A 13,118-nucleotide genomic window follows, 5' to 3' on the forward strand; every position below is an offset into this window, starting at 1 on the left:
CGGCGCTGGCGCCGTGCCGCTGTCGGCCAGCAGGGCGGTCGCCCTCGCCATCAGGTCGGCCTCGTCGGCGGCGACGTGCAGGCCGGGGCGGCTGCCGACATGCCGTGCGGTGGCGAGCTGGTGATCACTGTTGTGCTCGCCCAGTGCCAACAGCCGGGGCAGCATCAGGATCGGCTTGCCAGCCTCGATCGCCGCGATGATCGAGCCCATGCCGCAATGGGCGACGAACAGCCGGCACGTCGCCACCCTCGCCCGATAATCGGGCAGCGGCAGCGTGCGCACCCAGCGGGCGTGGCGCGGCTCGTGGCGGCCCTTGCCGATCTGGATTTCCACGGGCGTGTCCGGGTTGGCGGCGGCCCATTCGTCCATGGCACGCACCAGCCGGTCGAACGGCATCATCGATCCCACCGAGACGAACACGCCGCTCACAGCACGCTGCCCCAATGTTCGACACCGCCTTTGGCCAGATGCGGCCACTGGGTGACCACGGCATCGCACACGCGTGCCGCCTGCCCGCCGCTGGCCGACAGGGTCTCGCTGTTGGCGATGCTGTCCACCCACAGGCTCCGCACCCCGAACGGGCGGGCCAGCGTGGCGGCGATCAGGCCAGGGAGCGCGCCGGTGGTGATGATCACCTGCGGGCGCGCCCTGATCAGGATGCGCGCAATGTCGAACGCGGTGATGGGGATGCGCCACCAGTCGGCGCGGCTGACATCGCGGAAGGTGAAGAAGGGCGCATCGCCCACGGCGGCGTGGGAAGAGGGATCGACGGTGGCGATGCTCACCTGGTGCCCCTCCCACGCCGGGGCCAGCCGCATCAGCTGGATGAAATGGCCGCCGCCCGACGCAATGGCCAGCACGCGCCTCGGCATCGCTCAGGCCGCCACCGGCTGCATCGCCTCGATCGCCAGCGTGTAGCTGCGCTTCCGGTCCTCGTGGCCGTGCAGGATGTTGACCAGCATCAGCTCGTCGGCGCCATATTCGTTGGCGATCTCCAGCAGCCCGGCGCGGACGGTGGCGGGGCTGCCGGCCACCACGCGGCGGCTGGCAAAGGTGCGCGCCACGTCCGGCCGGTCGGCCAGCCAGGCCTGCGCCACGTCTGGCGGCGGCACCGCGATGCTCTTGCCCATCAACAGGTGGGCGAACATCATCCGCGCCGGGGCAGCGAGGCGCTGCGCCTGCTCGTCGGTGTCGGCGCACACCGTCCACACCGCCACCATCAGGCGCGCGTTATCCCCCTCATGCCGGGGCGTGAAGCGGGCGCGATAGCTGGCAGCCAGCGCGCCCAGCCGCGGTGCGATGAAGTCCGCCAGGCAATAGGGCAGGCCGAGATCGGCCGCGAAGGCCACGCTGTCGGGCGAGGAGCCGAGCACCCAGGGTTCGGGCGCGTGCGGCAGGCCTGGCAGGGTGGCGCCATAGGCGCGGAACGGATGGTCGGCGGGCAGCGTGTTCTCGAGGTAGCCGATCAGCTCGGCGAGCGCTTCCGGGAACTGGTTCGGGGCATATTGGCGGCGATCCTGCTGCAGGGCGATGGCGGTGCGCTGGTCGCTGCCCGGCGCGCGGCCCAGCCCCAGATCGATGCGGCCCGGGTGGAGGCCGGCCAGCAGGCTGAACTGTTCGGCCACTTTCAGGGGCGAATAATGCGGCAGCATCACCCCGCCCGAACCGACGCGGATGTGGCCGGTGGCAGCCGCCACCGCACCGATCAGGATCTCCGGCGCGGCGCCGGCCAGTGCGTGAGAGGCATGATGCTCGGCCAGCCAGAAGCGCTGATACCCAAGCGCCTCGCAATGGCGGGCGAGATCGATCGAATTGGCCAGGGCCTGCGCCGGCGTGACGCCTTCCGGGATCGGCGTCTGGTCGAGCACGCTCAGCGGGATCATCGCCACAGCCCCTTCTTCACCACCCGGCCGGGCAGGCGGGCAAGAATGGCGCGGCGCTCTTCGTCCGAGGCATGCGGCCAGCCGGTGATCTCGTCGATGCTGCGCCGGCAACCCTCGCACCAGCCACTGCGCCGGTCGATGCGGCAGACGTTGATGCAAGGGCTGGCCACGCTGCGCAGCGCCGTCATGCCTGCACCCTTCGCGCCGCCTTCAGCAGGTGATAGAGCAACAGGCCGGTGGGCCCGGCGAGGAAGGTGAGCGCCAGGCAGGGCAACAGCAGCCAGTGCGGCAGTGCGGCGTCCTCGGCTTCCCAGCTGCCCACCCACAGATCGAACACCAGATAATGCACCCAGCCGGCGAGCAGCGCCTGGGGGCTGGAGAGCAGCAGCCGCACGCCTTCCAGCGTGTCGAAGCCGGCGCCGGGCGGCGGGCCGTCACCAGTGAGGCCAAGGCCAAGAAGCGTCACGTAGAGACCGGCCAGCAGCACCGCCACCACGCGGGCGACCAGCACCGCCTTCGCGCGGGCCAGCGGCGCCAGCGCCAGCGCAATCCAGCCGGGCAGCACGGCGGCGCTGGCGAGACTGAACAGGCTTTCAGGCGTCATCGCGGCGCACAGTGGCGATGGTGCCAGTGGTGGTCAAGCGCCGGCCCCTGTGGCAGCATCAGGCAAAACAGGGGAGATGGATGATGAAGACGCGCGCATTCGCACTGGCCGGTCTCGCCGCACTGCTGCTGGCGGCAGCACCGGCCAATGTCGTTTCGGCACAAAATGTGCTGGCAGCGCCGGGCCGGCCGGCCGACATGGTGGCACTCGATGCCGGCCGCATGCCGGCCGCGGTGCTGGCGCAGAGCCTGATCCGCCCCGGCGCCCGCGTGATGGATGTGATGGCCGGCCAGGGCTATTACAGCGAGCTGCTGGCCCGCCATGTCGGGCGCAAGGGCGCGGTCTTCGCGGTCGAGCCGGTCAACTACATGGAAGATCCCAAGACGGTGGCGGCGTGGACCGCGCTGCGCAAGCGGCAGCCCAACGTGACCCTGATCGTCGGCGCGCCGGGCGAGGCGGAGATGCCGGAGGGGCTGGACGCCGCCTTCTTCCACCTGACCTATCACGACCTCTACTGGCAGTCCGAGAAGTTCAAATATCCGCGCACCGATGTCGATGCCTACAACGCCCGGCTGTTCAAGGCGCTGAAGCCCGGCGGCGTGGTGATCATCATCGATCACCACGGCGTTGTCGGCATGGACAGCAGAGCCCAGGCCGACAAGACGCACCGCATCGATGAAGCCGTGGTGAAGGCCGACATGGCGCGCGCCGGTTTCCGCTTCGCCGGCAGCGTGCCGATCCTGGAGGTGGCCGGCGATGATCCGACAAAACTTGTGTTCGATCCGGCGTTTCGGGGGAAGACGAACCGGTTTTACTATCGGTTTGTGAAGCCGTAGCGGTTTAAAGGCAGAAGGGCCTCCGGCGGGCAAGGGCTCAGTCCCTGCACCCACTTTCGTTTTCGGGCGGAGCTCGACTGCAGCTATGGGGTGGATTGCAGCCGTTCAATGCTGCTGTTGAAATGGCTCGTTGATGATCGCCCGCTTCGGGTGTTTTGGCACTGGAAGAAGACAGTTGGCCCTATAAACCGTCTTCCACTCGCCAGCATAGAAGAGCTGGAGGGCGCGTCCGCCTAGCGCAATATGGACTACTCGCGCATCACCCTTCACCCATGCGTCTAACACATACTCAAAGTGGGAGGCGACCCCTTCAAATGGGAAAAAATAAGACCAGAACCCAGCAACGCCGAAGTTGAGTTCATCGCCGTTCTGAAGTCCGAGAGTTATAGGTAACGATAGTCCGTCTTGCGCCGGAAACCGCCAAAGAACTTCGATTGGAGCATCAGGTTCTACTCTGTAGGCAAACCGATACCTCTCGGCAAAGCGAGTGAAAAGGGCGGTAGCTTCCTCGCTATAGTCGATCATAAGCGACGTTATCTCTCACCACGCGGAGGTCTGCAATGGTGGCGCAAGCGGACACTCTCTAAGCTGGTACACCGAAAACAAACGGGTGTAGGGTCTGCGACCCTGCCCGCCGGAGGCCCTTTATTCTGTCAATTCCATGCCGTGCTAGCCATTCTTGAACCCTTCATGTCCCGCTGCTAACGACGCGCTCATGAACCTGATGGCCATATCGACCAGCCAACAAGGCCGCGCACAAGCGGCGGTGTTGGTGTGCGCGGTGGGTTCGAGGGTCGGATAGTCCGGCTTCTGCCATCAACTGCACAGGCAACCCCGCCCGACTGGCGGGGTTTTTTGTGCTGGTCGGGCGGTCTGATGCGAAGGAAGACCGTATGACGTTGACCACTGACGAAGACATCGCGCGGCTGGCGCTAGCGATGATGGATTGCACCCTGCCCAAGGCGGAATGGACCCACGAAGGCCATTTTGCCGCCGCGTTGTGGCTGTTGCGGCACCGGCCCGAGCTGGCGGCGCCGGAGGCGATGCGCGGGCTGATCATGCGCTACAATGAGGCGACCGCGACGCCCAACACCGATACCGGCGGCTATCACCACAGCATCACCATCGCCTCGTTGCGGGCGGCGGCGTGGCATCTGGCGGCGCAGGCGGCTGATGCACCGCTGCATGCGGTGTTGGCGACGCTGATGGGTTCAGCGCAGGGCCGGTCAGACTGGTTGCTGGCCTATTGGCGGCGGGAGACGCTGTTCAGCGTGGCGGCGCGGCGGGATTGGGTGCCGCCCGATCTGGCGCCCCTGCCGTTCTAGGCCGGAAGCGCGGCCGTCACCTCGATCTCGATCTTCATGGCCGGATCGATCAGATCGGCGAAGATCACAGTACTGGCTGGCGGGTTGTCGCCAAAGGCGGCGCGCAGCTGCGGCCAGCAGGGTTCGAAATCGCTGCGGTCGGGCAGATAACAGGTGACGCGCACGACATGGGCGAAATCCGTGCCGGCCTGGGCCAGCGCGCGGCCGATGATGGCCAGCGCATTGGCGCACTGGCCCTCCACGCCCTCTGGCAGGTCGCCGGTCTCGGGATTGCGGCCCACCGTGCCCGACACGAAGACGAAGGGCGCGGCCACCACGACCCGGCAATATCCGACCTTGGCCTCCCACGGCGCGCCGGAGGCCAGTCGGGTGATCATGCGGCGGTTGTCGGGTTCAGCGGCGCTGCTGGGCGGCGCTGGCGGCGCCGGCCAGTTGCACGGCGCGGCTGCCCAGCGTGTCGATGGCGCTGCCCACGCTGATCGCGCTGCTGCTGCTGGAGCGCGCCGGCAGCGCGATGTTGCCGTCAACGGCGGCGACGTCGCTGGCAAGCGTGTCCATCACCGCATCAGGCAGATCGTCGGGCTCGGCAAAGCGGCTGGCGACGGTGAGGAACTCGCCGCGCCGGCGGCGTTCCAGAACGTCGAAGCCGATCGACAGCAGGTCGGCCATGTTGCCGTCGCGCCCGGTGCGGCTCGGCCCGCCCAGCACCACGGCCACCAGCCGCTTGCCATCGCGCACGGCCGACGCCGCGAGCGTGAAGCCGGCGGCGTTGGTAAAGCCGGTCTTGATGCCGTCGACGCCCGGCATGGTTTTCAGCAGGTGATTGTGGTTGGCCACCGGGCGCCCGCGGTATTCATATTCCACCTTGGAAAACAGCGGGTAGTGGCTGGGAAAATCGCGCAGCATGGCGCGCGACAGCAACGCGATGTCGCGTGCCGTGGTGACATGATCGGGATCAGGCAGGCCCGACGCGTTGCGGAACAGCGTGCCCGACATGCCGAGCCGGCGGGCCGTGGCGGTCATCCGCGCGGCAAAGGCCGTCTCGCTGCCGGCCAGGTGCTCGGCCAGCGCCACCGCGATGTCGTTGGCGCTCTTGGTGGCGATGACCCCGAAGGCGTCGCGCACGCTGATGCTGGCGCCGGGGCGCAGGCCCAGCTTGGATGGCGCCTGCGCAAAGGCGTGGCGGGAAATGCGAATCTCGTCATCCAGCCGCAGGCGGCCAGCGGCCAGCTCCTCGAAGGCCACATAGAGGGTCATCACCTTGGTGATCGAGGCGGGGTAGCGGGTCTCGTCGGCGCGGCGGGCGTAGAGCACCTCGCCCGTGTCATGATCGATCAGGATGGCGGCATAGCGCGGCGCGGTGTAAAGGCTGGCAGCAGAAGCCGGTAGCGACAGCACCGCCATCGCAATCGCAAATATCTGGGCCAGATGCCTGAATGCCAAGGCCATTTCCCTCCGTCCCCGCAAGATGCAACGTTAACCCCATGTGCCATGCCCTGCCAAGTGGGCATTTGGCCCCAGTGATGATGGCCGCGATGTTGCCCTTTTGCTCCCGTTCTGCCATGCGCCGCCGCGCAATGCCCTTCACGCCGCACCAGCCATCGGGCCGACCCGCATGACCGCAACAGCGACGGCAATGGCGGGCGAGGTGGCGCGCCGGCGCACCTTTGCCATCATCTCCCACCCCGATGCCGGCAAGACGACGCTCACCGAGAAGCTGCTGCTGGTCGGCGGCGCCATCCACGCGGCCGGCGAGGTGCGGGCCCGTGGCCAGAACCGCAGAGCCCGGTCGGACTGGATGAAGATCGAGCAGGCGCGAGGCATCTCGGTCACCTCCAGCGTGATGACCTTCGAGAAGGAAGGCACCGTCTTCAACCTGCTCGACACGCCGGGCCACGAGGATTTTTCCGAAGACACGTATCGTACGCTCACCGCCGTCGACAGCGCCGTGATGGTGATCGATGCCGCCAAGGGCATCGAGGCGCAGACGCGCAAGCTGTTCGAGGTCTGCCGACTGCGTGATGTGCCGATCATCACCTTCATCAACAAGGTGGACCGCGAGGGCAAGGATCCGTTCGAGCTGCTCGACGAGATTGCCGACACGCTGGCGCTCGACGTGGCGCCGCTGAACTGGCCGGCCGGCATGGGCGGCGAGTTCCGCGGGCTCTATGATCTGAAGCAGCGCCGCTTCCACAGCCCGGACGGCAGTGACAGCCGGCTGGCCGGGCCGGTGGAGCAGGTCTCTGGCCTCGATGATCCGCGCATCGACGTGCTGGCCGGGCCGATGGCGGGGCGCCTGCGCGAACAGGCCGAACTGGCCGAGGGCGGCTATGCCGCGCTCGACATCGACCAGTATCGCGCCGGCGCGCTGACCCCGGTGATCTTCGGTTCGGCGCTGAAGGATTTCGGTGTCGCCGATCTGATTGCCGCGCTCGCGGCCCTGGCGCCGTCCCCGCGCCCGCAGCCGGCGGTGCCGGCGGCGGTCGATCCGGCCGGCGCCCAGGTCACCGGCTTCGTGTTCAAGGTGCAGGCCAACATGAACCCGCAGCACCGTGACCGCATCGCGTTCCTGCGGCTGGCCAGTGGCCGCTTCCGGCGCGGCATGAAGCTGCGCCAGATGGCGACGGGCAAGCAGATTGCCATCAACAGCCCCATCTTCTTCTTCGCGCAGGACCGCGAGATCGCGGAAGAAGCCTTTGCCGGCGACATCATCGGCATTCCCAATCACGGCGTGCTCAGGGTCGGCGACAGCCTCGTGGAAAAGGACGACGCCAGCTTCACCGGCATCCCCAATTTCGCGCCCGAGATCCTGCGCCGCGTGAAGCTGGATGATCCCACCAAGTCCAAGCAGCTGAAGACCGCGCTGACCGACATGGCGGAGGAGGGCGTGACGCAGTTGTTCAAGCCGGCGATCGGCAGCCAGTGGATTGTCGGTGTTGTCGGCCAGCTGCAGCTGGAGGTGCTGATCAGCCGGCTGGAGGCGGAATATCGCGTCGCCGCCAGCTTCGAGCCCAGCCCGTTCGAGACGGCGCGCTGGCTCATTGGCACGCCGGCCGATCTCAAGGCCTTTGCCGACGAACATCGCGGCGCCATGGCCGAAGACCGCGACGGCGCGCCGGTGTTCATGGCGCGCGACAGCTGGGAGCTGAACTTCGTCACGGGACGCTTCCCGGCGATCCGCTTTTCCGCGACACGGGAACGCGCCTGATGGCCAGCGCGGCCGATCGCCTGTCGCCGCTTCTGGCCCAGGTGCAGGCGCAAGCGGCGCGGCTGCGGCAATCGCGCTGGCGCTGGTGGTATGCTGCCGGCGTCGTGGCCGGCCTGTTCGCCCTGCTGCTGGCCTGGCTGGTGGCCACGGCGCCGCTGGGCCGGGCCCTGCTGCCGGCCGAACAGCCCAGCCTGGTGATCACCGACATGACCGGCAAGCCGATTGCCCGGCGCGGCGACTACAAGGACGAGCCGGTGACCATCCGCGAGCTGCCGGCGCACGTGCCGGCGGCCTTCATCGCCATCGAGGACCGGCGCTTTCGCGATCACCTTGGCGTTGATCCCATCGGCATCTTCCGGGCGCTGGTGACCAATGCGCAGGCCGGCGGAGTGCGCCAGGGCGGCTCGACGATCACCCAGCAGCTGGCCAAGACGAGCTTCCTGTCGTCGGAACGCAGCCTCAAGCGCAAGCTGCAGGAGGTGATCATCGCGCTCTACCTCGAGGCGCGCCTGAGCAAGGACGAGATCCTGCAGAATTACCTGTCGAGCGTCTATTTCGGCGATGGCGCCTATGGCATCCGGGCGGCGGCGCGCACCTATTTCGACAAGGCGCCGGGCCAGCTGTCGCTAGGTGAGGCGGCGATGCTGGCCGGCCTGGTGCAGGCGCCGTCCCGCCTCGCCCCCTCCCGGCACCTGGAGCGGGCGCAGGCCCGCGCGAAACAGGTGCTGGCCGCGATGGTGGACACCGGCGCGATCACCCGCGCGCAGGCCGCCGTTGCCGTGCCGGCCACCTATCGGCCGGGCCGCAAGCCGCTGCCCACCGGCAGCTATTTTGCCGACTGGGTGCTGGCCGAAGCGCGCGAGGCGACCGCGGCCAGCTATGGCGAGACGGTGGTGAAGACCTCGCTCGACCCCAAGCTGCAGACCATCGCCGAGGATATCGTCAAGGACGGCCTTGCCCGGGCCCGGGGCCTCAATGTCAACCAGGCCGCGCTCGTGGCGATGCGGCTGGATGGCCGGGTGGTCGCGATGGTCGGCGGCGCCGATTACAAGGCCAGCAGCTTCAACCGCGCCACGCAGGCCCAGCGCCAGCCAGGCTCCTCGTTCAAGCTGTTCGTCTATCTGGCGGCGCTGGAAGCCGGCAAGACGCCGGGCGACACCATTGTCGATGAACCGATCGAGATCTGCGAGCCGGGCCAGCAGCCGGGGGAATGCTATGCGCCCAAAAATGATGATCTGCGCTTTCGTGGCACCATCAGCCTCGCCACCGCCTTTGCCGCCAGCTCCAACATCGCCGCGGTGAAGCTGGCGCAGGAGGTCGGCATCCCGGCGGTGGCGGCCCAGGTGAAGAAGCTGGGCATCAGCGGCGGGGTGAGCATCTATCCGGCGATGGCGCTGGGCACCACGCCGATCCCGCTGATCGACATGACGCGCGCCTTCGCCGCCGTGGCGGTGGGGCGCTATCCGGTGCGCGCCACCGGCCTGTGGCGGCCGGATGCCTGGCCCGACAAGGTGACCCCGCCGGATGCCACCAAGACCAGCTGGCCGGTGCGCGCCGACATGATGCAATTGCTCGCCTCCGTGGTCAGGAACGGCACCGGCAACGCCGCGCGGCTGGGCGTGCCGGCCTGGGGCAAGACCGGAACCACCCAGAATCACCGCGACGCCCTGTTCATCGGCTTTGCCGAGGATCTGGTGGTGGGCGTGTGGGTGGGCAATGACGACAATTCGCCGATGGCGGCCAGCATCGTGGGCGGCGGCCTGCCGGCGCGGCTGTGGAAAGGCTTCATGCAACGCGCGCTGGAAGCCGAGGGCAAACTCGCGCGCGCTCCCGACGTGGCCCCGGTGGAAGTGAATGTCGATGCCATCGCGGCCGAGCTGGAGACGATGGAGCTGAACCTCGATGGCTCGCCGGTCAATCCGGAGGCGCTGCCGGCGGTGATCGACATTCCGGCCGACACGGACGCGACCGCGCCGCCGGGCACCCCTGACGCGGCCCAATCCCGGTAGGCTCGATCCCTCTGGGCTCAGTCCCCCTGGACTCAATCCTTGTAGAGCCGGTCCAGCCGTTCGCCATACACCTGGCGCAGCACGTGGCGGCGGATCTTCAGCGACGGGGTCAATTGCTGGTTGTCTGTGGTGAAGGGCTCATCGGCCACGATCACCCGGCGCACCTTTTCGGTCACGCTCAATCGCGAATTGACCCGGTCCACCGCGGCCTGGATGGCGCGCACGAACTCCGGCTCGTCACGCAGCTTGGCAAGGTCGGGCGGCAGGCCCTTGTCGCGGGCGAATCCCAGCGCCCATTCGGCTTCCGGCACCACCACACCCACCAGATAGGGCCGCTTGTCGCCGGACACCATCGCCTGGGCAATCTCGTCCTGCAGGGTGAGCATGCCCTCCACCCGCTGGGGCGCAACATTGTCGCCCTTGTCGTTGACGATGATGTCCTTCTTGCGATCGGTGATGACGAGGTGGCCGTCCTTGTCGAGATGGCCAATGTCGCCGGTGTAGAGCCAGCCGTCCTTCAGCGCCTTGTGGCTTTCGGCATCGTTCATCCAGTAGCCGTCCATCACCAGCTCGCCGCGCACGAGGATCTCGCCATCGGGCGCGATCTTCACCTCCACGCCGGTGAGCGGCGGGCCGACCGTGTGCATCTTGAGCTTGGCACGAGGGCGGTTGCAGCTGATCACCGGGCCGGCTTCCGTCTGGCCATAGCCCTGCAGGATGGGGATGCCGATGGCAGTGAAGAAAATGCCGACTTCCGGATTGAGCGGCGCGCCGCCGGCCACCATGGCCTTGAGCCGGCCGCCGAACTTGGCGCGGATGGACTTGCGGATGGTCCGTTCCAGCGCCTGATCGATCAGCCGTTCGGCCAGCGACAGGGATTCCCCCTTGGCCTCCTTGCGCGCGATGGCGAGGGCTTGGTTGAGCAGGGTGATGGCCAGCCCGCCCTGCTTCTCGATCTGCTTGGCGATGCGCATCCTGAGCACTTCGAACAGGCGCGGCACCACCACCATGAAGGTGGGGCGCACCTCCTCGATGTTGCTGGCCAGCTTGTCGAGCCCCTCGGCATAGGCGATCTGCCCGCCCATCCCGATCGGCATGTACTGGCCGGCGGTGTGCTCATAGGCGTGGGACAGCGGCAGGAACGACAGGAACAGCTCGCCCGGCACATCGCCGGGGAAGAAATCCTGCTCGATCACGGTGATGGCGCCGGCGATGTTGCGCATGATGGCTCCATGGTGCTGGCGTACGCCGCGCGGGAGCCCGCCAGTGCCGCTGGTGTAGATCAGGCAGGCCAGATCCTCGCGCTTCATGGTGGCGCGTGCCGCGACCGCGGCGCGGTCCTCGTCCATGAGTGGCGCCCGTGCCCCGATCAGCCTTGTCCAGTCGTGGATCGAGAGCCCCTGCACCTCGGCCACCGGCTCGATGGCGATCACGGTGCGGCAATTGTCGGTGGCGAGCGCTGCCGGCAGCAGGGTCTTCGCCAGCTTGGGGCCCGACACGATCACCGCCTTCGCGCCCGAATTGGTGAGGATGTGCAGGTGATCGGCTTCGGTGTTGGTGGTGTAGGCCGGCACGCTGATGCCGCCGGCGGCCATGATGGCCAGATCAGCCAGGCACCATTCCGGCCGGTTTTCCGACACCAGCGCCACCCGGTCGCCCTTGCCGATGCCGATGCCGATCAATGCCGCCGACAGGCTGGCCACGATGTCGCGCGCTTCGCCCCAGCTGATCGTCTGCCACTGGCCGCCCTGCTTGGACAGCAGCATCGGGGCGGTCGGCTGCTCGGCGGCGTGCGCAAGGAACAGGCTGACCAGGTTGGGCGCCGCGTCCACCCGCGCGGCCAAGGCGGCAGGCCGCAGCGGCGGCAGTTTCAGCTGCATGATCCTCTCCCCGCGTCCTCCTCTGCCGGGGCGCGTTGGCCGCGCTCCCGGCTGTGAACTCAATATCCCGCCGGCCGCCCTTCGCCGCGCGCGTCCGCCCCGCCGCGCCAGCCACCGGCCACCCGCTGCACGCCATTCAGCTTCAGCGGCAGCGGGGTCGCTACCGGCTTGTGGCCCATGGCGGTGAAGGCCGGGATCATGGCTTCCAGCATGGTGCCCTTCTCGACCGCGAACCGGTCGCCGATGGCGATCAGCTGCGGCATGGCGATGGCCTCTTCCACCGGCAGGCCCCAGTCCAGCACGCCGATGATCGCCTTGGCGACCTGGGCGATGATGGTGGTGCCGCCGGCGGCGCCGATGGCCAGCACCGGCTTTCCTGAGGCATCATAGACGATCGTGGGCGACATCGACGAGCGCGGCCGCTTGCCCGGCTGCACGCGATTGGCGGTCAGTTCGCCCTGGTCCTTCGGATCGAAGTTGAAATCGGTCAGCTCGTTGTTGAGCACGAAGCCACCGGTTACGAGGCCCGAGCCGAAGGTCTTCTCCACCGTCGACGTCCAGGTCACGACATTGCCGGCGGCATCTGCGACCGCGAAATTGGTGGTGCCGGCCACCTCGTTGTCGGCCGCGGCCATGCGGGGCGGTGCGCCGGCCGGCATGCCGGCTTCGGCCTTCGCGATGCGGCCACCGGGGGTAATCAGCGCCGAGCGGCCGGCAAGATAGGCCGGATCGGTGAGGCCCTTCACCGGCACCTGGATGAAATCGGCATCGCCCAGCCACTTGTCGCGATCGGCATATGCGAGGCGCTGGCTCTCGGCGAACAGGTGCCAGGCGACCGGGTTCTTCATGCCCAAGCCCTTCATGTCGAAGCGCTCGAGCTGCTTCAGCATCGACAGCACGCCAACCCCGCCGGACGAGGGCGGGCCCATGCCGCAGATCTTCCACTGGCGATAGCTGCCGCACACCGGCGTGCGCTCTTTGGCGCGATAGGCGGCGACGTCGGCGAGGGTCATCGCGGTCGGATTGGCATCGGCGGTGGACACCGTCTTCACGATGCCTTGTGCAATCGGTCCCTTGTAGAAGGCATCGGGGCCGCCGGCGGCGATGCTGCGCAGCGTGGCGGCCAGCTTCTCGTTGCGGAAGACGGTGCCTGCGGTGAGCGGCGCGCCCTCCTTGTCGAAATACAGCGCCCGGCCCTCCGGCCCGGCCTGCTTCAGGCTGTCCTGCCCGAAGGCGATGAAGCGCGCCATCGTGGGCGAGATCGGGAAGCCCTCGGCAAGCCGGATGGCGGGCTCGAACAGCGCCGCCCACGGCAGCTTGCCCCAGCGCTTGTGGGCCTCGGCCGCCGCCGCCACGTTGCCCGGCACGCCCAC

General features: G+C 68.0%; 14 protein-coding genes. 4 read left to right on the forward strand and 10 right to left on the reverse strand.

All coding sequences use genetic code 11. The features are described from left to right. The 5 genes from GJV64_RS05305 to GJV64_RS05325 form a co-directional block, all read right to left on the reverse strand. A partial coding sequence (locus GJV64_RS05305) for a hypothetical protein (protein WP_164156238.1) occupies nucleotides 1-429 on the reverse strand: 429 nt, incomplete at its 3' end. After that, entirely contained in the window at nucleotides 426-860 is a 435-nt protein-coding gene (locus GJV64_RS05310; RefSeq protein WP_164156239.1) for a glycosyltransferase family protein, read from the reverse strand. The genes GJV64_RS05305 and GJV64_RS05310, both read right to left, overlap by 4 nt. Nucleotides 861-875: 15 nt before the next feature. Next, nucleotides 876-1,883 carry an LLM class flavin-dependent oxidoreductase gene (locus GJV64_RS05315; RefSeq protein ID WP_164156240.1) on the reverse strand — a complete coding sequence of 336 codons (1,008 nt, stop codon included), beginning with the start codon at nucleotides 1,881-1,883 and terminating at the stop codon, nucleotides 876-878. Then, a complete protein-coding gene (locus GJV64_RS05320) occupies nucleotides 1,880-2,071 on the reverse strand; it encodes a DUF1289 domain-containing protein (protein ID WP_164156241.1) in 192 nt (63 codons plus the stop codon). Before GJV64_RS05320 ends, GJV64_RS05315 begins: the two co-directional genes overlap by 4 nt. Next, nucleotides 2,068-2,487 carry an abscisic acid-deficient protein Aba4 family protein gene (locus GJV64_RS05325; protein WP_164156242.1) on the reverse strand — a complete coding sequence of 140 codons (420 nt, stop codon included), beginning with the start codon at nucleotides 2,485-2,487 and terminating at the stop codon, nucleotides 2,068-2,070. The genes GJV64_RS05320 and GJV64_RS05325 overlap by 4 nt, the downstream gene beginning before the upstream one ends. An 80-nt stretch (nucleotides 2,488-2,567) precedes the next feature. On the opposite strand from GJV64_RS05325, the gene GJV64_RS05330 reads away from it, so the two are divergent. Then, a complete protein-coding gene (locus GJV64_RS05330) occupies nucleotides 2,568-3,323 on the forward strand; it encodes a class I SAM-dependent methyltransferase (RefSeq protein ID WP_164156243.1) in 756 nt (251 codons plus the stop codon). A 105-nt stretch (nucleotides 3,324-3,428) separates the two neighbouring features. Here GJV64_RS05330 and GJV64_RS05335 read toward each other — a convergent pair whose 3' ends face one another. Further along, a complete protein-coding gene (locus tag GJV64_RS05335) occupies nucleotides 3,429-3,848 on the reverse strand; it encodes a hypothetical protein (protein WP_164156244.1) in 420 nt (139 codons plus the stop codon). Between the two features lie 368 nt (nucleotides 3,849-4,216). Here GJV64_RS05335 and GJV64_RS05340 point away from each other — a divergent pair, with 368 nt between their 5' ends. Next, nucleotides 4,217-4,648, forward strand: coding sequence for a hypothetical protein (locus GJV64_RS05340; RefSeq protein ID WP_164156245.1), 432 nt, complete (start codon nucleotides 4,217-4,219; stop codon nucleotides 4,646-4,648). On the opposite strand, the gene GJV64_RS05345 is transcribed toward GJV64_RS05340, so the two are convergent. Next, nucleotides 4,645-5,025: a Rid family hydrolase gene (locus tag GJV64_RS05345; RefSeq protein ID WP_164156246.1), complete on the reverse strand. Its 381-nt coding sequence runs from the start codon at nucleotides 5,023-5,025 to the stop codon at nucleotides 4,645-4,647. The genes GJV64_RS05340 and GJV64_RS05345 overlap by 4 nt on opposite strands. 16 nt (nucleotides 5,026-5,041) lie before the next feature. After that, entirely contained in the window at nucleotides 5,042-6,091 is a 1,050-nt protein-coding gene (locus GJV64_RS05350; RefSeq protein ID WP_235927610.1) for a D-alanyl-D-alanine carboxypeptidase family protein, read from the reverse strand. A gap of 172 nt (nucleotides 6,092-6,263) precedes the next feature. On the opposite strand from GJV64_RS05350, the gene GJV64_RS05355 reads away from it, so the two are divergent. Then, nucleotides 6,264-7,856, forward strand: coding sequence for a peptide chain release factor 3 (locus GJV64_RS05355; protein ID WP_235927611.1), 1,593 nt, complete (start codon nucleotides 6,264-6,266; stop codon nucleotides 7,854-7,856). After that, a complete protein-coding gene (locus tag GJV64_RS05360; protein ID WP_164156248.1) occupies nucleotides 7,856-9,865 on the forward strand; it encodes a transglycosylase domain-containing protein in 2,010 nt (669 codons plus the stop codon). Before GJV64_RS05355 ends, GJV64_RS05360 begins: the two co-directional genes overlap by 1 nt. Nucleotides 9,866-9,897: 32 nt before the next feature. Here GJV64_RS05360 and GJV64_RS05365 read toward each other — a convergent pair whose 3' ends face one another. Both GJV64_RS05365 and GJV64_RS05370 read right to left on the reverse strand, forming a co-directional pair. Continuing rightward, on the reverse strand, nucleotides 9,898-11,745 hold the full coding sequence (locus GJV64_RS05365; RefSeq protein ID WP_164156249.1) for an AMP-dependent synthetase/ligase: 1,848 nt from the start codon (nucleotides 11,743-11,745) through the stop codon (nucleotides 9,898-9,900). Nucleotides 11,746-11,804: 59 nt separating this feature from the next. Beyond that, on the reverse strand, nucleotides 11,805-13,118 hold a 1,314-nt coding region (locus tag GJV64_RS05370; protein WP_164156250.1), incomplete at its 5' end, for a gamma-glutamyltransferase family protein.

It is taken from the genome of Sandarakinorhabdus rubra (assembly GCF_010994245.1).
Lineage (GTDB): Bacteria > Pseudomonadota > Alphaproteobacteria > Sphingomonadales > Sphingomonadaceae > Sandarakinorhabdus > Sandarakinorhabdus rubra.